The 22,003-nt window shown below is 55.7% G+C and carries 19 protein-coding genes and 1 pseudogene; all 20 read right to left on the reverse strand.

Annotated elements, in window-relative coordinates; translation table 11 throughout:
* Nucleotides 1–92 precede the first annotated feature (92 nt).
* Complete coding sequence (locus AC2CGW_RS01965) at nt 93–1,106, reverse strand: MraY family glycosyltransferase (protein ID WP_484573431.1); 1,014 nt, start codon at nt 1,104–1,106, stop codon at nt 93–95.
* Nucleotides 1,106–2,056, reverse strand: coding sequence for a UDP-glucose 4-epimerase family protein (locus AC2CGW_RS01970; protein ID WP_484573432.1), 951 nt, complete (start codon nt 2,054–2,056; stop codon nt 1,106–1,108). Before AC2CGW_RS01970 ends, AC2CGW_RS01965 begins: the two co-directional genes overlap by 1 nt.
* 92 nt (nt 2,057–2,148) lie before the next feature.
* A complete protein-coding gene (locus tag AC2CGW_RS01975; RefSeq protein ID WP_484573433.1) occupies nt 2,149–3,441 on the reverse strand; it encodes a Wzz/FepE/Etk N-terminal domain-containing protein in 1,293 nt (430 codons plus the stop codon).
* 169 nt (nt 3,442–3,610) lie between these two features.
* On the reverse strand, nt 3,611–4,753 hold the full coding sequence (locus AC2CGW_RS01980; RefSeq protein ID WP_484573434.1) for an acyltransferase family protein: 1,143 nt from the start codon (nt 4,751–4,753) through the stop codon (nt 3,611–3,613).
* Nucleotides 4,754–4,849: 96 nt separating this feature from the next.
* Entirely contained in the window at nt 4,850–5,950 is a 1,101-nt protein-coding gene (locus AC2CGW_RS01985) for a DUF1972 domain-containing protein (RefSeq protein ID WP_484573435.1), read from the reverse strand.
* Nucleotides 5,940–7,031, reverse strand: a complete 1,092-nt coding sequence (locus AC2CGW_RS01990) for a glycosyltransferase family 4 protein (RefSeq protein WP_484573436.1) — start codon at nt 7,029–7,031, stop codon at nt 5,940–5,942. Before AC2CGW_RS01990 ends, AC2CGW_RS01985 begins: the two co-directional genes overlap by 11 nt.
* On the reverse strand, nt 7,028–7,735 hold the full coding sequence (locus tag AC2CGW_RS01995) for an acyltransferase (protein ID WP_484573437.1): 708 nt from the start codon (nt 7,733–7,735) through the stop codon (nt 7,028–7,030). The genes AC2CGW_RS01990 and AC2CGW_RS01995 overlap by 4 nt, the downstream gene beginning before the upstream one ends.
* Nucleotides 7,736–7,740: 5 nt before the next feature.
* Nucleotides 7,741–8,601 carry a glycosyltransferase family protein gene (locus AC2CGW_RS02000; RefSeq protein WP_484573438.1) on the reverse strand — a complete coding sequence of 287 codons (861 nt, stop codon included), beginning with the start codon at nt 8,599–8,601 and terminating at the stop codon, nt 7,741–7,743.
* Nucleotides 8,537–9,871: a hypothetical protein gene (locus AC2CGW_RS02005; protein WP_484573439.1), complete on the reverse strand. Its 1,335-nt coding sequence runs from the start codon at nt 9,869–9,871 to the stop codon at nt 8,537–8,539. Before AC2CGW_RS02005 ends, AC2CGW_RS02000 begins: the two co-directional genes overlap by 65 nt.
* Entirely contained in the window at nt 9,799–11,238 is a 1,440-nt protein-coding gene (locus AC2CGW_RS02010) for a hypothetical protein (RefSeq protein ID WP_484573440.1), read from the reverse strand. Before AC2CGW_RS02010 ends, AC2CGW_RS02005 begins: the two co-directional genes overlap by 73 nt.
* Entirely contained in the window at nt 11,235–12,509 is a 1,275-nt protein-coding gene (locus AC2CGW_RS02015; protein WP_484573441.1) for an O-antigen translocase, read from the reverse strand. The genes AC2CGW_RS02010 and AC2CGW_RS02015 overlap by 4 nt, the downstream gene beginning before the upstream one ends.
* 9 nt (nt 12,510–12,518) lie before the next feature.
* The gene (locus AC2CGW_RS02020) at nt 12,519–13,625 is read right to left on the reverse strand and encodes a DegT/DnrJ/EryC1/StrS family aminotransferase (protein ID WP_484573442.1); all 1,107 of its coding nucleotides are present in this window, start codon (nt 13,623–13,625) and stop codon (nt 12,519–12,521) included.
* Nucleotides 13,626–13,765: 140 nt separating this feature from the next.
* The gene (locus AC2CGW_RS02025; protein WP_484573677.1) at nt 13,766–14,149 is read right to left on the reverse strand and encodes a sugar 3,4-ketoisomerase; all 384 of its coding nucleotides are present in this window, start codon (nt 14,147–14,149) and stop codon (nt 13,766–13,768) included.
* 51 nt (nt 14,150–14,200) lie between these two features.
* Nucleotides 14,201–14,746: pseudogene (rfbC, locus tag AC2CGW_RS02030) on the reverse strand (dTDP-4-dehydrorhamnose 3,5-epimerase); the annotation flags it as partial.
* Between the two features lie 243 nt (nt 14,747–14,989).
* On the reverse strand, nt 14,990–16,051 hold the full coding sequence (locus AC2CGW_RS02035; RefSeq protein ID WP_484573443.1) for a Wzz/FepE/Etk N-terminal domain-containing protein: 1,062 nt from the start codon (nt 16,049–16,051) through the stop codon (nt 14,990–14,992).
* A 332-nt stretch (nt 16,052–16,383) separates the two neighbouring features.
* Nucleotides 16,384–16,620 carry a lipopolysaccharide assembly protein LapA domain-containing protein gene (locus AC2CGW_RS02040; protein ID WP_484573444.1) on the reverse strand — a complete coding sequence of 79 codons (237 nt, stop codon included), beginning with the start codon at nt 16,618–16,620 and terminating at the stop codon, nt 16,384–16,386.
* On the reverse strand, nt 16,613–16,906 hold the full coding sequence (ihfB, locus tag AC2CGW_RS02045) for an integration host factor subunit beta (RefSeq protein ID WP_484573445.1): 294 nt from the start codon (nt 16,904–16,906) through the stop codon (nt 16,613–16,615). The genes AC2CGW_RS02040 and ihfB overlap by 8 nt, the downstream gene beginning before the upstream one ends.
* Nucleotides 16,907–17,161: 255 nt before the next feature.
* Nucleotides 17,162–18,841 (reverse strand): 30S ribosomal protein S1, encoded by a 1,680-nt coding sequence (gene rpsA, locus AC2CGW_RS02050; RefSeq protein ID WP_054893880.1) that lies wholly within the window; start codon nt 18,839–18,841, stop codon nt 17,162–17,164.
* Between the two features lie 124 nt (nt 18,842–18,965).
* Nucleotides 18,966–19,652, reverse strand: a complete 687-nt coding sequence (gene cmk, locus AC2CGW_RS02055) for a (d)CMP kinase (RefSeq protein WP_054893879.1) — start codon at nt 19,650–19,652, stop codon at nt 18,966–18,968.
* Nucleotides 19,649–21,886: a bifunctional prephenate dehydrogenase/3-phosphoshikimate 1-carboxyvinyltransferase gene (locus AC2CGW_RS02060; protein ID WP_186719037.1), complete on the reverse strand. Its 2,238-nt coding sequence runs from the start codon at nt 21,884–21,886 to the stop codon at nt 19,649–19,651. Before AC2CGW_RS02060 ends, cmk begins: the two co-directional genes overlap by 4 nt.
* Nucleotides 21,887–22,003: the final 117 nt, after the last annotated feature.

Raw genomic sequence — 22,003 nt, forward strand, 5'->3', positions numbered from 1 at the left:
ACAGGCGCTCATCGGCCAAACACGGATATCCCGCCACAATCGCTGATCTGACAATCCAGCGCTTATTTTACAGCTGCCGGACACTGTAATGGTCAGCGTACTTCCAATTCGCCTGCGCGGAATTTGACAGCCAGCACGAGCAATGGTGCGTAGGCGATGATCACACCCCACACCCCCTCCAGCACCCCGGCAGCAACACCCGCCGCAAGCGGCAGCAACCAGATGAGATTGATGAACAGCACGCCAAGCGTCACGGGCAGGTGGCGACCATATCTACGGGACGCAAATTGATAGGCATGACTGCGGTGCGCTACGTAAACCTTGTCACCTCGCAGCAGGCGACGCAGCAAGGTAAAGGTCGCATCGACGACGAAAACACCCAGCAGGATGATCCATCCCCACAATAGCTTCGGCTCGAACCAGGCTGCCTGCAGCGATAGGACTCCCAAGGCGATCCCCAGAAAGCCGCTTCCGGCATCGCCCATGAAAATACGGGCCGGGGGGAAGTTCCAGTACAGGAACCCAGCGACTGCCGCAGCCAGTACCAGGCTTGCGCAAGCTAGCGCGGAACCGCCCGCCAGCGCGTAAAGCAATGCACCGCCCAGACACACGAAAATAGCCTGAAGACTGGCGATTCCATCAATCCCATCCATGAAGTTGTAGAGGTTCAACAGCCATACCAGATAGATCGCTGCAATCAGGTTGCCGAAAAGCCCCAGATCAACTACCCATCCAAACAGTGCCACCGGCGGCAAGCCGCCCAACCAGAACAATGCCCATACCGCGCCTGCAAAATGACCCGCCAGGCGCCAGCGAGCAGCAACATGTCCATGGTCGTCAAGAAAGCCCAGCACCGCTACACCGCCGCCAGCTCCGAGCATGCACCAGGTCAAGGACCACTCTGCGTAACCCGCCATCGACATCAGCGGGAGCGCCGCGAGGAAGGTGAGCACGATGGCAACTCCTCCTCCTCTTGGAGTAGGAACCGAGTGCGAGCTTCGCGCATTTGGAACATCCATCAGGCTGCGCGCGAGGGCGTACCGACGCAACACCCAGGTCAGCAGCAAAGCAATACAGGCAACCAACGGCAACCACAACGAATACATCAATGATGCTCCAGAAAATGACGGGCCGTCTTCATCAATGCTCGATCAACGCTGACGGGGGGTGTCCAGCCGAGCAGGACACGGTTTTTTTCAATATCCACCTGCAAACTGCCACACAGACGCTGCGCGATACCCGGACGACCTAGCAGACGAGCAGCACCGACAAGCAACGCAGCAGGCACAGGAATCAAGCGGGCGGGCCTGCCGAGAGCCTTGGCAGTACGACGCAGAAGCTCGGTACTGGAGAGATCTTCTCCATCACTGGCCAGAAAAATCTGATTCGCTGCCCGTGGGTGCTCTGCGCACATCATGATCAGGTCGACCAGATTATCCAGCGCCACCATACTGCGCTTGTTGTGAATCGCCCCCAGAGGCAAGGGCACTCCCTTTGACAAGACGCTCATCATGCTGCGGAAATTGGCTTTGACGCCTGGTCCGTAAACCAGGACCGGACGAACAATCACGACTTCCATCGACGATTCGGCAGCAAGTGCCAGCAATTGCTGCTCGGCCTCATGCTTGGAAACACCGTACGGGTCCCGCGGCGATGGCGCATCTTCAGCGCGGTAGGGTTTGTTCAGCGAAGTGGCTTCACCATTGACCTTGATCGAGCTGATGAAGATAAACCTCTTCACACCACACTGCGCTGCCTGTCTGGCAAGCTGCAGCGTGCCTTCGACATTCACGCGGCGGAACTCTCCCAAGGGGTCGGGTGCCTGCTCGTTCATGACATGAACTCTGGCGGCACTGTGTATCACCAACTCCTGCCCCTGGAGCTGGGACGACCAGTCCTGTGTAGCCAGGTCGCCGAAAACCACCTGGTCGATCATTGGATCAAGGTCAGGGCTTGGTCGTCTGACAGCAGCACGTACGCGGTGCTGCGTCTCGACCAAACGCTGCGCAATGGCACCGCCTACAAAACCTGTGGCACCAGTAAGAAAGACATTCATGACTACTTCAACCAGAGAGAAAACCTGAACCCATGCGGCTAACGCAAGGTTTGGCTAGGACAAGTGACGAGCTGAGCGAACATGCATTGCAGCTACCCGACCTTCACATGCCCCGTACGCGACTGTCGTCCACGAAGCCATATCCCGCGCAACACAGCCACAATGACACCCATGGCAGCGCCGACCAGGAGGCCAACAGCAATAACCATAGCCTTGCGGGGACCCAGCGGATGAAGGGGTTGGAAAGCCTGCTGGTCAACACTGACAAGACGCAGATTTTCCACATTGATATTGATCTTTGACAAGCGGGTTCTTTCTGCACGCAGCGGTTCCACATCCCTCAGAAAGACCTCCTCATTCTGACGCTGACTCAAGATCTCGACCCGTCGGTTCTTGCTCAACAGTGCCAGCTCCTTGCCAATCTCGGCGATTCGCGGATTGGCAAAATCATCACTGGTGCGCTGGCTCAATACCCGACGCTCGGCTTCAAGGGCATCGGTACCCATGAAGTACAGCGGTAGCTGCTGATTGTTGACCTCAGTACGCACGACTGTGGTCCCGTCTACGGAACCCGCATTCATGGAGGAAGGTGTCGATGGCTTCTTCAAACCTAACGAGCGGGCGATGTTGATGGCTTCGTCGAGTTGAGCGATGCGGGCCTGACGCCCCTCCTTCATCTGTACACGCAAAGCCTTCAGTTCATCCTGCAACTCACCACGACGCTGGTTGTCCGCCTCCAGAAGCGTGGCGATATCACGTGCCTTGCCTGAGTCATATCCGGCATGGGCAGCGGCAAGCTTGACGTCGATCTCGTTCATTCGGTTATCGATGATGACCTTGAGGTCCGTGGCAATCTGCTTGCGTTCGAAGTCGATCGCATACTGGACGAAGCCATTCAATATCTCATCACCCTTGACCCCTGCCGGGTAACGCATTCTGACAATCACCGGCGCGCCCACGGCGCTTTGCGTTTCGCCGGGCTGGACGACATCGATCGCTGTCTGGTTGAAATCGGCGAATGCCTGCTCGGAACTGACCCCGATACCACCGTAGGACTTGATGAAGTCCGGGTGTTGTTGGAAATATCCGCGCCGCACATCATACGAGTCCAACGCCGAACCCACCCTGATCAAGGCTTCCCTGGGCGGCAGTGAATAGACATCCGAGCGATTCAGCGCATCGAGTTCATTGATGGCAGGCACCCGAAGGACGGTATCCACCTTGTACTCTGGATGGACCATGTAGGCTTTCCCTGCGGCGACAGCGCCTGCCAACAGGGTGATGGCTATCACCAGCCTCTTCTGTTGCCAGATGGACTCGAAAACGCCGTAGAGATCGATATCACTGTAAGAAGGGGGATTATGGAGCTGAGATAGATTCGTCATGGGGATCATGCGTCTTTAAGGAAGGACTCGTCCCAAGCAAGCAGACCACCAATGCTGACAAACAGCGCAAGATAATCCCTATCTTCAGACGACTACCGGACGATTGTCCCATTTAACATCGGTACAAACCACCTTCCGTGGCGTATTTTCTGAATTCTTCATGGCGGTGTCACCTCCCAGCCTTCGAGGCGGCCGGAGGCAACGGTCGGCGCGCGAGGCGAGGCAGCACCGGAAGAGGACTTTTTTCCAGCCAGCCTTCGATGAGCCGAGATAGCCAGAGGCGGCTACGCATCGCGGGCTTTTCCACGCAGTACCAAGACACCACACCCATGAAAAATGCCAAGGGCGTAGCGAGCAGGATGGACTGCCAGGGCCTACTGCCCACCCAGCAGTGTGCGATGATTTCCTGGATCAGGAATGCATAGATATAGAACCCGTAGGAATAGTCACCCAGGCGGTTGTACTGAAGCAGCTGGCGGTTCCGATAGCCCCCTACATAGAACACCAGTGCAGACCAGGCCACCATGAAGCACTCCAGAAACCATGAAGTACCATGGCTCAATGCGCTGGCCACGAGCAGAGCAATCACTGTGCCGAGCGAAATACGCAGGTATTGTCGATAGCAATGGAACATCACCCCAACCATGAACGGCACACTCCAGATGAAGAATGCCTGGGTCTTCGGCATGCTGGAAACCGTCTCAGCAGGCATCAGCTTGAAAGCCGCGTAGATCCCCCCGTACACAACCAGCACTGCGAGCATGCGGGGCCCCTTGAGCAGCGCCAGGCTGCCAAGCACCAGGACAACGCCGTAAAGCAGCACCTCGTAGTACAATGTCCAGATAGACCCGTTAATCCCAGGATAAGGGTTGGTCTCGAAAACCCCCGGCAACTGATACAGCAGGTTCTTGAGACCGACACCATGCCAGATGTACTGATAGACCCCCGGATTACTCCAGTACTCTTGCTGGCTCAAGGTGGTGAAGATCGGGCCCACCGCCAGTGCCGCAATCAACAAGACGACAATCAAGCCGGGAAAAATTCGCAACAGCCGTGCCAGCACAAAGTCGATCACACTGGTAGAGCGTGAATAGCTGGCGCTGATGAAGTATCCGGAAATACTGAAAAACGTGATCACGCCCAGCCCGCCCAGCGTGAATCCAAACGTCTCCAGCAAAGGCTCCTTTTCCTGCACGCCCAGGGAGAGCGGATACGCATGCGACACGAGAACGCAAAGCGCTGCCAGCAATCTGATCAGATTGAAGTTATTTTCGTGGCCCGCTAACGATGCCTCGAGGGTGCTGGACTTCATGCAAGGCCGCCTTTCAGGAAATAGAGTTTTACCTTTTAAATAAAGAGACGCGTCGAAACGCGTCTCTTTTCAGGGCTGCGCCCGGTAAAACCTTGATCAATGCCGACCGAGCAAGCGCTCGCACAGCATATCGTATTGTTCTGCTACTACCGACCAGCGGTAACGGCGAATCGCTACTTCATGCATCTGCTCACCGATTGAGGCCCTGCCTTCGTCATCGGCAAACAACTGCCCTACTGCCGTACGCAGCGAGTCTGCACTGGCGAAGTACAGCGACTTCTCTTCAGTGGTGGCCCGATTGAACGAAACATCGAAAGCAACGATTGGCAGCCCCAACCACATGGCTTCGACCAGCGAGGGGTTGGTGCCGCCAGCACTGTGGCCATGAAGATATACCGTGGCGTTGCTGCGCAAAGGGCTCAGTTGCTCGGGATCGTAGATAGGGTCGAGCAAGTGCAGATTGCCTGACGACGCGTAGCGTTGCTGCAACTGCACACCATATTCGCTCTGTTTCCAGTTGCCAACGATGACCAACGGATGATCGGTGTCTGCGAACGCCTCGAGAATGACATGAATGTTGTTTTCAGGCTCGATCCTGCACACCGAGAATGCATAGGGCGCACTCAGGAAAGGGTAGCGTGCCACCACCGCATCGGTCAGCTCTCCCCGCCTCGCCTGATCACCGCCATAGGCAATCAAGGTGCTGTCGACGCCGTATTCGGCCTGCACATAATCCTGCAGGACCTTGTTATCAGTCACGATGGCATCAGCGAACCTTACCGCCACGTGCTCGGACAATTTAAGAAACTTTCTCGCCAGTGGCGACCACTTGGCACGCTTCCACTCGTAGCCGTCGATGTTGACCACAATAGGCTTACGGGTCAGCAGCCGGATAAAGGGCAGCGCCACACAGCCCGACACCCCGAGCACCAGCATCACATCGTGAGAGCGGTAGGCATGCAACATGCTGAGCACATCATAGGGGATGCTCTGAATCCCGTTGGCTTTCAGGTTCAGGTACACCAGTTTGGCGCGCTCGAAGAATCCTGGCCGCTCGGCATAATGCTTGCCACTGCAATACACCGTGATTTCCGTCGACCCTCGCATATTGCGGACCAATTGCTCGGTCAAGGTTTCCCACCCCCCGTATTGAGCAGGAAGCCCAACAGTACCAATCACAGCGACCTTATAACTCATCAAACACCTTGGAAATATTGATCCGGAAGTTAGCCGCAGAAAATTCGTTGGCTTTTTCGCGCGCCCGTGCCGAATGCGTCAGGCACAACTGAGAATCGGCGACCAGTTTTTCAACCACTGCCACGAGTCGCTGCTGATCTCGAGAGTCAACCTGATAACCCTCTACCCCTTCGGATACCAGCTCGACAGGCCCCCCCACAGGCGGCACGACCACGGGAATACCGTAGGCCATCGCTTCGAGAATGGTCAGACCAAAGGTCTCGACCCAGCCATCCACATGTGAAAGATTAATTACCAAGCTGGCTTGGGCATAGAAGACGCTGACATCCGAACAAGCGAAGTGAAGCAGCACATTTGCGGGCAGCGGTTTCACCGCGAAATAAGCCTTACCTTCTGCCTGACTGGCATTGAGTACAAGAGTAAAGGATATATCCGAACGAGATTCGAAATGTGTAGCCAAAGCAATAAACTCATCAATTCCCTTGTAGGACTTCAGAGAAGCAAGCATCAAAACATTAAATGACCCATGTTGCGCGGGGCGATAGCCAGATTGCAGGGCAGTTTTCTGAAAACGCTCGCTCAGCCCATTGTATACCATTCGTCCAGCCACGCCCGCCACTCGCTCTTCTTGCTGCAAGTAATGAGAGACGTAGATCACGCCGCTGGCACAGCGAGAGATAACCAGTCGAAGAAAGCGTTTCAGTAACGCGGGCCTGAGCAGGCTTTCATGGATGTGATAGATCACCTTGGCACCGCGTGCCTTGCCTGCAAGTGCCGCACCAAACGGCAGCATCGTATTGACATAGAGTGTCGTCGTACGATCACATCGACGCAACAGCAAGAAAAAAACTACGACCTGAGACCAAAGATAGGACAGCAATGTCAACCAGCGATTATTGAATCGTGCGTAGGTGAACCGATGGGTCGGCACTTCCACTTCATCAAGGATCCCCTGCCCCCTGCTGCCTACGTATAACTCACATTCGGCACCTTGTGCCTGCATTGCAGCAATCACCTGTGAGAGCACCCGCGGGCTGCCGCTGAAGTCATTGAACAGATGAACGAAAATAATCTTGCTCATACGTCCCTCATGCCAGTTACCCGAGACCTGATCAATTTGGCGGGAACCCCTGCGTATATACAGTCCTTCCGGTATCGTCCTGCCGCCACCACAGCACCAGCGGCAATTACGCAACCGTCCTCAATGACGGCACCATCCAAAACAGTTACCTTTGCCCCAATCCAGCAATTGCAGCCGATACTGATTCCCGTGCGATTCACACCCTGCAGGCGAATAGGTACCGAATCATCTGCAAAGTTGTGATTTTCCGAGTGAAAACTGACAAAATTCCCAATAATGGTATCAGCGCCGATTTCAATACCGCCCGCGCAACCAAGAAAACTACCCGAACCAATACCCACATTATCTCCGACGACCAGACCTTTGCCGATATTGGTCAGGCTGCCGGTACACTCGATGACCACATTCTTCTGAACGGAGACGCCTGCACCGAAACGAACTCCCTCGATCGACAACGCATCAATATACGCCCCCCGATCAACTATCAGACCAGAACCGAAGTTAAAACTGCCTTTACCCTTGAGTATGACGCCGCCGCCAATGAACACTATTTTAAAGCGCCGCAGCCTGAGAATACCTCTCAACACCATAACAGCCTTGGAAGAAACCATCGCAATAAGGTATAACGATGAGATCCTTCGATCCAATGTAAATGATCGACGCCTGATCAGCAGAATCATCTTTTCGAGAATGGAATGAATCATTTCGCTTATCGCTCTTTGGAAATCAATGTTGTAATAAACTTCCAGGACCTGTACGACCAGCCCTTGCGCAGCGCAGCATACCCCAAGTATAACTCAAGAAATCCACGCACTCCCAAACTGTGGGTGGAGAAGCTGATACGTAAGCCCCAGACCATCTCCTCGAAACGGAACAGCGCTCGCGCCAAGCTATCGTCGCTAAGCTCCGACAAATCGTGATCAATTTGCACATCTAAGACATACGCTATCGGAAATATCTTCTCATAACGAATGAAAAAATCGGTATCAGTCACGTAAAAACGCAAACGCTCATCGTAAAAAGGCTGCATACGCTCCCAACAATCACGACTGAACATCACACCACTATTGACTGCCAACAGATTTTTAGCAGCGGTGAACCCCGCAGGAAACTCGGTTAGCAAACGGCCCAAAAAATGCCAACGCCGGCCCGGACTGATCAGTTGACCATGACTGACTAGGCGAGGTAGGAAAACGCCACACTGTTGACCTTCAGGACTATTCAGCGCAAATTCGACCTGCCTGCAACAATCCACCATACTCACCTTCGTATAGTCAGTGTCATCATCGGAAATCATGAATAACTGTGCATTTTCAGAAAATGCCTCTGCTGCAATCTGGTTGTAGATTAATGACAAGCTCACATTCTTCCCCTCGTGCCACCGCACCCCGGAACACTGACGGGCAACGCCTGGCGAATTATTCCAGACGTGGATTCTCAACTGAATGCCTGCTTGATGCAGCCGTTCGACTTGCTTGAGCAGTGACTGCAAGGCGATCGAGTCCTCAGTGGCCTTCTGATAGAGAACGACTAGCACTGCCAGCAGTGTAATATTTTGTTGCTGCTTCACTGATTACCACCATAAACACAATCGCAAAAATATATAGCGCTATGCTGTTTGTGTAGGACTGAAAGAAAAATGAACTTAAATAAAACGGATACAGGGAAATTAAAAAGTTTCCCATCGCCCTTTGCCAAGGACCCGCGCGATCACGATCGCGGACGACACGCTTCACCAGCTTGTAATAACCAAAGATCATCCAGAGCATGATGAGACCACCGACGACGCCGCACGTAGCCAAAAGGTTGAGCCAGAACGAGTCAAACCAGTGGCTCTGCCCCGGTCCAACAGCACCGAAGCCATAGCCCATTGGCCGACTCACAAGCTCCAGAAGTATAACCCGCCACTGCCTGATCCTATCCAATGCTGACAGATCATCTGTATAACCAGATACCAGATAGACAAAAATAGTGACCGTCAATGCGATAAACTGCAGATAGCCGATAGTCGCTATTGCGTGGACACTGCTCAGGACGCGCGCGAGCATTAGCATGACGAATACGCAGATCATTCCAATTATCGCCGTCCTCACCGAACCGATTAAAATCAAGCTGATAAAGAGTGATAACAACACCACTAATAAGCCTCGACCACGCACAGACAGGCGGCGAGGATTGAGCAATGCTGCCAGGACCATTGCTGCAGCACTAAGGATCACTGCGTTGAACTCAAGCGTACCCGTAAAGAAACCAGAAATCCGCGGAAGGCCACCGCGCATCGAATTAAAGGGCTGTACGTCGAACCCCTTGGCCTTGAGAAGATACCAATACCAAAATTGATCAGCTCGAGTGATCGTGAAGTACTGATAGAGAGCATAGATCCCGGTCAGTAAACTCATTCCCAGTATCAGCCAGACAATCTCTCTTAATTTCTGCTCTGTAGAGACCGCCTGGAACCATAAGCTCATAGAAGCGCCTAACAATACCGGCACGGCTAACGCTCTGAACATGCGCACAGAGCCCTCACTGAAGTCTCCAAAGGCCAGGTACAGCGCAGCGAAGAATGTTACGAGGATGAGCGCATTCCACACGTCCCTACGAATGACACCCTGCGCAGCCATACTGAGGAGTGCCCGCAAGCCTAGCCAGAAAACCAGCGATAGGACAATGTACTCCCGCCACCCACCAAATAAACTACTGAGCCCAAGATTGAGCACTGTGTAATCGCTGAGGAAGAGGAGTGTGATGATGACTCCGAACGTCACTTTTAGCACGTTGTCTTCCGTAATCTCTTGCTCTTGAAAATCAACCACTTCAGGGCCAATTTCAGGCCAGGCCATATGGCATAACTACGCCACACCCTAAACGCCAACAGTGGATCATGACGGTAAAGCGCATCCAAAACTTCCACAGGGACCATGCAGGAAATCTTGCCTGTTTCCTGCAGAAATTCAATATCCCCAACAAACGAACCCGCGTCGAACAACTCATTCTCACTGCACACCCCCCGCTCGATGCAGTCCAAATACCGAGCGCGGACAGCGTGCTCACCGTTTACCCTCAACACCTCAGCAACCACGGCAGCTACCTGCGAATCCCGCGGGTGCTCAATCGAGTCGATCAGGTCGTCGATCGTAGCGACCTTCAGACGTTCAGCCGGTGAGTATCCCGTGAATGGAGTTGAGAGACCAATGCACCGCTGCCCGCTAAGTAACTGTTCCGCAAACGCGGTTCCGCCGGGTAACGGATAACTGTCCATGTAAAAGTCGGCCTGCTTGACAAACTCCAAATACGTCAAGTAAGGAAGCTGCCTACGAATGAAAAGTCGCATTGGATACCGGATTTTCAGGAACCACCACCAGGTGTTAGTGAGCGGGTTGGCCCCGATGATCCAAAACTGGGCGTTTGGGTACCTCGAAAGCAACGCCCTGATCGAAGGTCGGATATCCAGGCCAGCGCGAGGCTTAAATTTGAAGGCCGATGCCGCAGTGAACACTTTCAGGCAACCCGAATCCTTTAACGGTTTCAGACCTTCATACGATTTATCGGCAACAGGTATCCCCAGAAAACTTTTACGTGCGATCAGATTCCGCTTCTTGTCCAACGCGTGGCCATAGGCACTGATTTCAAAGAAATAGTCAGCCACTGAAGCAGAAAAACTGAAAACGTGGTCAGCATGGTTCACAAAAAATACGGTAAAACGCTGACCGAACAACTCCTTCAGTAAACCACAAGCGACGATGGTCAGGATGTCATCGGGATGCAAGTGCAGGATCACCTTCCGATAACGCTGCAGCGTTAACAGAACTGACTGCAACCGTTCCAGAGCCCCGGAGCCCTGTACCAGACTAATAGTTCTAAAGTACCCGGCCAGACGCTCCCTCACGGGCGGCTCGATCGCGCGCGACACGAACAGGTCCACCGGTGCATCGTGCATTCGCACCAGACGCTCCATCAAGCGAGTATGTCCACCATGGAGATAGGGCTCACTGATCACATGCAGAATGTCCTCCGTCTGCACCGCGAGGTCAGGCAAGACAACATGGGGTCGACATTGCTCGACCAGATGTCGCTCCAGCGATCCGGCCTCGTAAATACCGATGTCGACAGCCCAAAGCAGCCCACCGTAGACCTGAGCCAACGACAGAGCCTCGTCAGCTTCAGCATCCAGTATCCTGGCGTGCAGGGCTTCTATCACCCGCCTCATGCTGAAGATCCGGAAACGGCCACGATAGCCGATAAACGCCTATAAATTAGAAAATACATGGCAATCGCATAGAACAGATAATTGATGGCGTACGCCAAAGTGACTTGCTGGTAACCCCACTCGTGGGTCACCCAGAGCGTCAGCCCGTATAGCAAGACAGTGAAACAGATTTCTGTCACCAGATACAGGCGGGTCAAGGCCTTGCTCAACATGAGATAGGCCATGAGCCAACTGGCGATTTTCAAGGTATCACCCACCATTTGCCAGGCAAACAAGCTGCGCATCGGGAGGAAATCGGCGGAAAACAACACGTGAATGATGAAATCCCGCAGAAGGTAGATCGTCAGCCCGGCACACATGGTCAGCGGCAAGATGATCTTGTAACCCTGGATAATTTCCTGACGCAGTCCCTGCGCATCCTTGAGCTCGGAAAGCCTGGGCAGGTAGTAAACCGCAAGCGTCGTCGTGATCAGCATCAGATAGGCAGAACTCAACCGCCACATGGCTTCCCAATAGCCGGCACTTTCCCAGCCAAACGTGTCACCGAGATGATCACGGATAAACACATGGCAAATCGGCAATGCACAGGCGGTGACCACCGCCATCAGAGCAAAGCGCGAGAGCTTCGACACTGCGTCAGGATCAAGCCGCCCAATGAAATTGGTGAACTTGAACCAGTCGCAGCGACAGCAGATCAGGAGTGTCGCCAGAAAGCTCAAGGATTGATAGACGGCCAGCGCGACCAAGGCACCATAGAGCCCCATGGCGATGGCCAGCGCAGCGGTAACCAGCAAGGACACAATGCTTCCACAGATGCTGGCGAGCACATAGCGCCTGACATCCTTCTTGCCGTTCAGCACACCCAGCAGTAGCGAATTGAATGCGAAAAATACCAAGGTAGCGGCAAACCACAACAAGACCGGCGACAAGGACTCGTCGTTGAAGAACCACTGCGCCAATTGACGTTGCAAGACGATGATAACCACCGCCAGCAAAAGCGATATCGACAGCGACAGAACACCGGCCGTTTGCCAGACACGGCGCTGCGCGTCCGGAGCGTCACCGTATTCCGCGGTGTATTTGGTGACTCCCGTACTCACCGCACCGCTGGCCAGGGTGGAAAACATGGTGATCATGTTCTGCAACTGCCCGATCGCGGCATAACCGGCTGGCCCGACATAAAGGGCAAGCACTTTGTTCAACCCGAGAAGTGTCGCCATTTTCACGACGACCGCAATGGCGTTGAGCAAACTGGTCTTGATTAACGTCATGAGGGGTACTCAGATTCCCTTGAAGCTGTTGCAGGCATCAATGACCTGCTGGACGCTAACCTCACTCATGGTCGGATCCATCGGCAGGCTGAGAACCTCCTCATGCATCCGCTCGGTCAACGGCAGAGACAGGTCGTTGAATTGCGAGTACGCCTGTTGCTTGTGCGGAGCAATCGGATAATGAACGAGGGTCTGGACGCCTTTGTCCGATAGGTGTTGCTGGAGTGCAGAACGCTGCTGGCAGCGAACGACGAACAGATGCCAGGCATGCTGACCCGGTTTCCCAGCATCTGGCAACTCGATAGCCGAGTTTTGTATGCCTTGCAGATAGCTTTGGGCGACGACCTGACGTGAACGGGTTTCTGCATCGAGAAATTGCAATTTTACTCGCAGCATCGCTGCCTGGATTTCATCCAGACGACTGTTCACGCCTTGGTACATGTTCTTGTATTTAACCTGCGAGCCGTAATTACGCAACGACCTGAGCGTGTCCGCAAGCTCGAGATCGGAGGTCGTTACAGCCCCCGCATCGCCCAATGCCCCCAGATTCTTGCCCGGGTAGAAACTGAAACCCGAGGCGTCTCCCCAGGCGCCGGACTTCCTGCCTTCGAGCATCGCTCCATGGGATTGCGCCGAGTCTTCCAGAACAAGCAAGCCGTGATCTTTGGCAAAATCCATTACCGCAGGCATATCGGCCAGCCGTCCATAGAGATGCACGGGCAGAATTGCCCTGGTCTTACCAGTCATCGCAGCTTGTAGACCCGCTCGATCAAGATTGAAGCTTTGCTCATGCGGCTCGACGAAAACAGGTACCAGTTTGTTTTCGGTAACTGCCAGAATCGTCGCAATGTAAGTGTTGGCCGGCACCAATACTTCATCACCGTCCTTCAAACGCCCCATCAACTTCCAGGCGCGCAGCGTCAATGTCAAGGCATCCAGACCATTGGCAACCCCGATGCAGTGCTCAACACCGCAGTACGCGGCAAATTCAGCTTCAAACTGCTTGAGTTGCTCACCCATGATGTACCACCCCGAGTCGATGACCTCGGTGCACGCCTTGACCAGCGCTTTGCGATATTGGGCATTGATGCCTTGAAGATCCAGAAACTTAACCATGCGAATCCATTACTCTGATAGTTATTAGGGCGCCTTGGGCATCTCGGCACGCTCGGCATGAGCGTAGAGCACTGCTTAAAGGGCGCGCAAAAGCTTAAAAGGGGCGCGCTGACTGTCTATGGTGTCGCGCCACCAGCAACTCAAGCTGTTTTGACGCAGTCGATGAAATTCGCATAATCGCGAATATAATCGGCCTCATCGTAATGCGCGTCCGCGACAACCAACAGTACGCAGTCGACGCTGAAATCATGCATTTCATGCCAGACCATGGGAGGGATATAAATCCCCTTGTTCGACGCGTCCAGCCAGCATTCAGAACGCGAATGACCATCATCCATGACCATCCGGCAACGACCCGAAACGCAGACCGCCATTTGCTTGAGTTCGCGATGGGCATGAAAACCTCGCGATACTCCCGGCTGGGTCGCGGTCAGGTAGTAAGTACGCGCGATAGAAAACGGCACGTTGTCGTTCCCCTGCAACGCGACCAGCGAACCGCGCTCATCCCCCATTACCTTGAACATCTCAACCGGCGCCGGAGCAACGCTCTCGCTCTTGGAGCGTGAAGACAAATAGTCGCGAAACGCCGGAGCTTTTCGGTCCTTTTCGTTGATATTGAGCTCGACAAGATCCGGCCAATCGATAGCCAGATCTGGGTCATCCCAGCGGATACAGCCTTCGGCATCCTTGTTGTACACATCCGTTGTTTTATAAAGGAAGTGAGTATCGTCTTGGAGGGCAAGAAAACCATGGGCGAAGCCCTCTGGAACCCACAACATCCTGCCATTCTCAGCAGTCAGCTCCACGCCGACCCACTGGCCGCAGGTAGGCGAATCCGGGCGGATATCCACGGCAACATCAAAAGCTGCGCCGTGCGTCACACGCACCAGCTTGCCCTGTGCAGATGGGAAGTTCTGGAAGTGCAGACCTCGCAGCACGCCCTTGTGGGAAAGTGAGTGGTTATCCTGTACGAACGGGCGGGAGGGAGGGAGGCCGAGTTCTTTCAAATGGCGCTGGAACTTGGGTTCATTGAAGGTTTCCATGAACCATCCACGATCATCCCTGAAGACAGTCGATTCAACAATAACCACTTCAGAAATGTTCGTTTGAATAAGCTTCATCTTAAGCCCTGTTGAGGAGGGAAAAACATTGGCGAGAGCACCCTGCGCGGCATCCAGGCCAGGCATCTGACCGACCAGACGAGGTAAGCGTTTGATTTACATCGACCGGATCGTATTCGAGGCAGGAATTACAACACCATACAGAGGGGATTTCCACCGCCGTTGCAGCGAATGGAGCTAAATCGACCGAACCAGGAAGCGAGGCAGGCCACGCCCCCCCCCCCCCCCGTTCGGACGCCAATCTCAGCCGGCACTGCGCGCACGCGCTCCTGACTGCCGAATCACGTGGCGCACGAGCGCAACGAACAATCCCACGCCAAGGCCCAGCACTAATGCCAAACCAATGACCCGTAAACGCCGCGGCTTCACCGGACCACTGGAAACCTCGACCACGCCATCAACCTTATATACCTCAATATCTTTCTGGCGCTCGACAATATCGTCGTACAGTCGCTGCCTGACCTGCAAATCCCGAAGATTTTCGATAAAGGGATCTTCAGAGCCACGCCGCTCGAGGTTGCTGATTTCAGCACTCAGCACCTTTGCCCCATCCACATAGGACATTTCTCGGGCAAAATCGCCGGATGGCTCGCCCAATGTCAATCGTCCTTCCCGCCCCGGCACCTCCAGCCCGATAGCACCCGCAACCTTCAGAGCCTCGTTCAAGCGTGCGATCTTGTCGTTACGCAGTTGAACACCCATACCGCGCAACTCTTCGATCTGCCGGCGCAACGCGTCAGACTTGATACGGGCTTCCTTGACCGCTCCTTCTTCCAGCTCCTTCAGCGCGGAGCGCCCCGCTTTCTCCACAAAAGCCTGCGCCCACACCGCCGCCTGCTCCGGATCCCCTTGCCGCACGACCACATAAGCGCGTGGCCCGGGATTATCGGGAAGCTGTACAATCTCGATAGAAGCAAGATAGGCAGCGTACTCGGCACGCTCCATCGCAGCATCCGGATAAGGCGCTCGCGCTGACAGCACAACTTCTTCGTAAAACTGGCGCGCCCCGGCACCACTGCGCAAATGCTGCATGAAACCGTCAAATACCTGCTTGACGGTAAACGGTGTCAATTCAGAAGCTTTGGTTCTACCGTAGTTCAAATCACCAATATCACTGACACTGGGAGGTGCCACATATAATCTGGCCTCATAGACCGGCTTGACTACCCATATATAAACAACCGCGGAAATTACTGACAGAATCAAGAAAAACAAGATTAAAAATTTCTGCCTCCAGACCGACAGCACCAGACTCAATACATCGACATCATCACTGCCATCACGGCGCTCGGGTTCGCTATACATTTATTTTAATTTTCCTGGACCAGATCAACCGAAAACCTGTCACCTCTCAGGCCGCTCAGAAAGCGCACGCGGCCACGCACTTCAGCATAGCGGGTTTCCAGCCTCCCACGCGCACGTCAGTTAAATTCCACCAACCTCTTGGCGCGCAAACGCATGGCACAACGCAAACCTGGGAGCACAACGACAAATCAGTCAATTGGCAGCATTCACGCATTGCGCATGAACACTGAAGACACCGGTTCATAGCCCGCTATCCCACAATCACTCTACACACCAACGAGGACATTGAGCTATTAGAAAGCTCGCTGTTCAGTGCGAAAAACTTCCGCGGCTCAGCGACTGCGCAATTTGCGCCTCAACCTGTAAGTGCCATATACCCCAGGAAGCGCCCCCAACACCATTCCGGCGACCATTGTCGCTATCACCAAGACTGAAATTGGCAACCCAGGCAGGGACTGTCCAAACATTGTCAACGAGATGACTTGCTGGTTTTCCAGAACAAAAAACAGCACCAAGGCTCCCAGCAAGACAACCACTAACGCCGTCACGATCCGCGCGATGTTACGCATCCCCCTCCTCCTCATTCACCCTGTCTCGCAACTCCTTCCCAGGCTTGAAATGCGGCACATACTTACCTTCAAGACTCACCGACTGTCCAGTCTTGGGATTACGCCCAACCCGAGGCGCACGATAATGCAGGGAAAAACTGCCAAAGCCACGGATCTCGATGCGATCTCCGGTCGCCAGGCATTGGGACATCTGTTCAAGCATGGTCTTGATGGCCAACTCTACATCCTTGGATGAGAGCAACCCCTGATGGGTGACAATACGTTCGATCAGCTCCGACTTCGTCATATTTTTCCCTTCGTTATCAAGCAGCTAGATCATTGCTTAACCAGTTTGTAGCACGCTTGGAAGGATTTGAACAGGGTGCTTCTTGACTTGATAAAAAAATTCAAGAACTAAACATTCGCAGCGCACGCTTCCAACCGCTCAAAGACCTTGCGTCGCAATCGCTGGGCAAGCCTGCCCCCACGGGCATACCAGGAAAATTTGGGACAAAAAAAAGGGCGACCCGAGGGTCGCCCTTTTTTACCGATCAAACAGAACTCAGTTCTGCTTGGCCATTGCTTCGCGCAGCAGCGCAGCCATGGTGGTGTCGGCAGCAGCTTCCGGAGCGGTGTTTTTCAGGCTCTGGATAGCTTCGCGCTCTTCAGCATCGTCCTTCGACTTGATGGACAGGCTGATGACGCGGGACTTGCGGTCAACGCTGATGATCTTGGCTTCGATCTCTTCGCCTTCCTTCAGGACGTTACGCGCATCTTCAACGCGGTCACGGCTGATTTCGGAAGCTTTCAGAGTAGCTTCGATGTCGTCGGCCAGAGTGACGATGGCGCCCTTGGCGTCAACTTCCTTCACGATGCCCTTGACGATTGCACCCTTGTCGTTGACAGCAACGAAGTTGGAGAACGGATCGTCTTCCAGCTGCTTGATGCCCAGGGAGATGCGCTCGCGCTCTGGGTCAACCGACAGGATGACGGTTTCCAGCTCGTCGCCCTTCTTGAAACGACGTACGGCTTCTTCGCCGGTTTCGTTCCAGGAAATGTCGGACAGGTGAACCAGACCGTCGATGCCGCCGTCCAGGCCGATGAAGATACCGAAGTCGGTGATCGACTTGATGGTACCGGTGATCTTGTCACCCTTGTTGAACTGGCCGGAGAAGTCTTCCCATGGGTTGGATTTGCACTGCTTGATACCCAGGGAGATACGACGACGCTCTTCGTCGATGTCCAGAACCATGACTTCCACTTCGTCGCCAACCTGAACGACTTTCGACGGGTGGATGTTCTTGTTGGTCCAGTCCATTTCGGAAACGTGTACCAGGCCTTCGACACCCTCTTCCAGCTCGGCGAAGCAGCCGTAGTCGGTCAGGTTGGTGACGCGAGCGGTAACACGAGTACCTTCTGGGTAGCGGGAAGTGATAGCAACCCACGGATCTTCGCCCATCTGCTTCAGACCCAGCGAAACGCGGTTGCGCTCACGGTCGAACTTCAGAACGCGAACGTCGACTTCGTCACCAACGTTGACGATTTCCGACGGGTGCTTGATGCGCTTCCAGGCCATGTCGGTGATGTGCAGCAGGCCGTCGATGCCGCCCAGGTCCACGAAGGCGCCGTAGTCGGTGAGGTTCTTGACGATACCTTTGACCTGTTGGCCTTCCTGCAGGGTTTCCAGCAGGGCTTCGCGCTCGGCGCTGTTCTCGGCTTCCAGCACGCTGCGACGGGAAACGACAACGTTGTTGCGCTTCTGGTCCAGCTTGATGACCTTGAATTCCAGCTCTTTGCCTTCCAGGTGGGTGGTGTCGCGCACTGGGCGGACATCAACCAGGGAGCCCGGCAGGAACGCACGGATGCCGTTAACGTCGACAGTGAAGCCGCCCTTAACCTTACCGTTGATAACGCCCTTGACCACTTCTTCGGCAGCGAAAGCAGCTTCCAGAACAATCCAGCACTCGGCGCGCTTGGCTTTTTCACGGGACAGCTTGGTTTCGCCAAAGCCGTCTTCGACCGCGTCCAGCGCAACGTGAACTTCGTCACCGACCTTGATGGTCAGCTCGCCAGCTTCGTTGTAGAACTGCTCGAGCGGGATGACGCCCTCGGACTTCAGACCAGCGTGAACGGTAACCCAGTCGCCGTCGATGTCGACAACGATACCGGTGATGATTGCGCCCGGCTGAAGATTGAGGGTTTTCAGGCTTTCTTCAAAGAGTTCTGCAAAGCTTTCGCTCATTTTAATTCCTGTAAATTCGGGCGAGACAGACGCCCATCGCCACATTCCAGACAATGTGGGTTTCGTTTAAGTAAAGGAAAGCGGGCAGGACGTTGACTGGTGCCCCTGCCTGCTTTCCTGGCGATCAGAGCAGGTCGCGCAATGCGAGCTCGCTTCTGATCCGTTGCAGCACCTGCTCGATGGACAACTCGGTAGAGTCCAGCTGGATTGCATCGGCCGCCGGCTTGAGCGGGGCCACTGCGCGCTGGGTGTCGCGCTCATCGCGCGCACGAATCTCATCTAGCAGACTCGACAGACTAACATCTTCGCCTTTGCCCTTCAACTGCAGGTAACGGCGGCGGGCGCGTTCCTCGGCACTGGCGGTGAGAAACACCTTCAGTGGCGCATCGGGAAATACCACGGTCCCCATGTCGCGACCGTCGGCGATCAGCCCCGGCGCCTCACGGAAGGCACGCTGACGCTGCAGCAGTGCCTCGCGCACCGCTGGCAGAGAAGCGACCATCGAGGCGCCCGCCCCTACCGTTTCGGTACGGATGACATTGCTGACATCCTCGCCCTCGAGAATGATCTGCTGCAGCTTGCCCGGCTCGGCAGCGATGAACTGCACGTCCAGATGAGCGGCAAGCGCCTTGAGCAACTCTTCGTTGGTCAGGTCGACACCATGGTTCGAGGCGTTGAACGCCAGCAGGCGATACAGCGCTCCGGAATCCAGCAGCCGCCAGCCAAGCTCGCGTGCCAGCAGGCCAGCGACCGTGCCCTTGCCCGAGCCGCTTGGCCCGTCGATGGTGATGACCGGCGCCTGCGAATTCACGACTTGCCCTCTTGCGCCACGCGAATGCCGACTTCGGCGCAAAGCGCCAGGAAGTTGGGGAAGGAGGTGGCGACGTTGGCGCAGTCGTGAATGCGGATCGGCGCACTGGCACGCAGCGAGGCAATGCTGAACGCCATGGAGATACGGTGATCACCGTGACCATGGACCTCACCGCCGCCGATCTGGCCGCCATCGATGATGATGCCGTCCGGGGTCGGCTCGCACTTGACGCCCAGGGCGATCAGGCCATCGGCCATGACCTGGATACGGTCCGACTCCTTGACCCGCAACTCCTCGGCACCACGCAGCACGGTACGCCCCTCGGCGCAGGCGGCCGCGACGAACAGCACCGGGAATTCGTCGATGGCCAGCGGCACCAGGTCTTCCGGAATCTCGATACCCTTGAGCTTCGCCCCACGCACGCGCAGGTCGGCAACAGGCTCGCCGCCGACTTCACGCTGGTTCTCCAGGGTGATGTCGCCGCCCATCAGACGCAGGATGTCGATCACGCCGGTGCGGGTCGGGTTGATGCCGACGTGCTCCAGCACCAGCTCCGAACCTTCGGCGATGGACGCTGCGACCAGGAAGAAGGCCGAGGACGAGATATCGGCCGGCACTTCGATCCGAGTAGCGGTCAGCTTGCCGCCGGACTGCAGCGAAGCGACAGGGCCATTGCTCTGCACGCTGTAACCGAAGCCACGCAGCATGCGCTCGGTGTGATCGCGGGTCGGCGCCGGCTCGGTGACGGTGGTAGTGCCTTCGGCGTACAGGCCGGCCAGCAGCAGGCAGGACTTAACCTGGGCACTGGCCATCGGCAGGGTGTAATTCAGCGCCTTGAGCTTCTGGCCACCGCGAATGGTCAGCGGAGGACGCCCCTCGGGGCCGGTCTCGACCACGGCTCCCATTTCGCGCAACGGATTGGCCACGCGGTTCATCGGGCGCTTGGACAGCGAAGCGTCACCGGTCATGGTCACATCGAACGGCTGTGCGGCCAGCAGGCCCGACAGCAGGCGCATCGAGGTCCCGGAGTTACCCAGGTAGATCGGGCCAGGTGGCGGCTTCAGGCCGTGCAGGCCGACACCATGGATGGTGACGCGGCCGTGGTGCGGCCCCTCGATGACCACACCCATGTCGCGGAAGGCTTGCAAGGTCGCCAGGGCATCTTCGCCCTCGAGGAAGCCTTCGACTTCAGTGGTGCCCTCGGCCAGCGAGCCGAGCATGATCGAGCGGTGGGAAATCGATTTGTCGCCCGGTACGCGAATCCGTCCGGACACGCGGCCACCAGGTTGGGCCAGGAAGATCAGGTCGTTGGCGTTCATAGCGTCCACATAGGCCCGGCGGGCCAGGATTTTACTGAAATGCTCGCGGGCGACTCGAGCGCGGGTGAATACACCCAGCAACTGGTGCCCGTCCCCTGCATCGACCGCGTCGCGCAAGGCGTCGAGATCGCTGCGAAATGTATCCAGCGTGCGCAGGACAGCGTCGCGGTTGGCGAGGAAGATGTCATGCCACATGATCGGGTCGCTGCCGGCGATTCTCGTGAAATCGCGGAACCCTCCCGCAGCGTACCGGAAGATGTCGAGGTTTTCATTGCGTTTGGCCAGCGAATCCACCAGGCCGAACGCCAGCAGATGCGGAAGGTGGCTGGTGGCCGCCAGGACTTCGTCATGACGCTCGACCGGCATGTGCTCGACGTCGGCCTCCAGCGCGCGCCACAGGCGATCGACCAGGGCCAGGGCTGCCGGGTCGGTCTCGGCGAGCGGCGTGAGGATCACCTTGTGACGACGGAACAGCGCGGCATTGGAAGCTTCCACCCCGCTCTGCTCGGAACCCGCGATCGGATGACCAGGCACGAAACGCGCCAGACGCTCGCCGAACACGGCCCGCGCAGCACGCACCACATTGCCCTTGGCACTGCCGACATCGGTGATCACCGCAGCCCCCAGGTCGAGCGACGCCAGGCGAGCCAGAACCTTTTCCATGGCCAGGATCGGCACCGCCAGCTGGATCACGTCAGCACCGACACAGGCAACGGCCAGATCCTCTTCGCAGCGATCGACCACACCAAGAGCGACAGCCTGCTTGCGCGACTGGGCATCCAGGTCGACACCGACCACTTCACGGCACAGCCCGCTTTCACGCAGGCCTTTGGCGAAGGAACCACCGATCAGACCCAGGCCGACGACGACCAGGCGATTGATGAGCGGTGCGGGTTTGTTTACAGCATTAACCACGAGTGCGAACCCTGTTCAGAACAGCAACATGTGCCAAATTACAGCCTACAGATGGGCAGGACGAACCCGAACTATAGGTCCGACGCCACTCTCACGGGCAGCGTGAAACCTGTGGGA

The organism is Pseudomonas sp. SYWMCR5 (assembly GCF_057197165.1).